We start from the raw sequence: 517 nt of genomic DNA on the forward strand, positions 1-517 counted from the left end.
AGCTTCACCACTATTTTGAAGCCCACATAGTGCGAGTCTTCACCAACCAGCCACTCAATGATATTTTTGACAATAGGGATTCTTCTAGTAGAATAGGCAAATCGGCCATGGAACTATCTGAACATGTGTTAGATTTTGAAAAAAGAAGCGCTATCAAATCACAATTCTTGGTCGACTTTATTGCAGACTGGACGGAGCCAACGAGTTACACTGAAGGCCCGATTCCAGAATCACCATGGCACATTTACTATGATAGAGCCTGGGGCAATGCCAATGCCGGAGCTGTGACATTCTTGATATCACCCTTGGGAATCAATTTGAGATACACAACACAATTGCAGTTCACAAAGGAAACAAACAAGTGCACAAACAATATAGCTGAGTATCTAGCAGTGTTATTAGGGTTTTGCAAGCAGCAAGCCATTTGGACTTATCAAAATACACCCAAAGCAAGTTATGGGGCAATGAAGGTGTTGCGACATCACCACCTGCTGATGGTTTCTTTGTCCTGTTCGAT

The 517-nt window shown here is 42.6% G+C and carries 1 protein-coding gene; it reads left to right on the forward strand.

Annotated elements, in window-relative coordinates:
- Positions 1-107: 107 nt before the first annotated feature.
- A partial coding sequence (locus ACQY5W_RS13620; RefSeq protein WP_428025508.1) for a hypothetical protein occupies positions 108-517 on the forward strand: 410 nt, incomplete at its 3' end.

The sequence above is a fragment of the Arcobacter sp. genome (assembly GCF_050300555.1).
Lineage (GTDB): Bacteria > Campylobacterota > Campylobacteria > Campylobacterales > Arcobacteraceae > Arcobacter.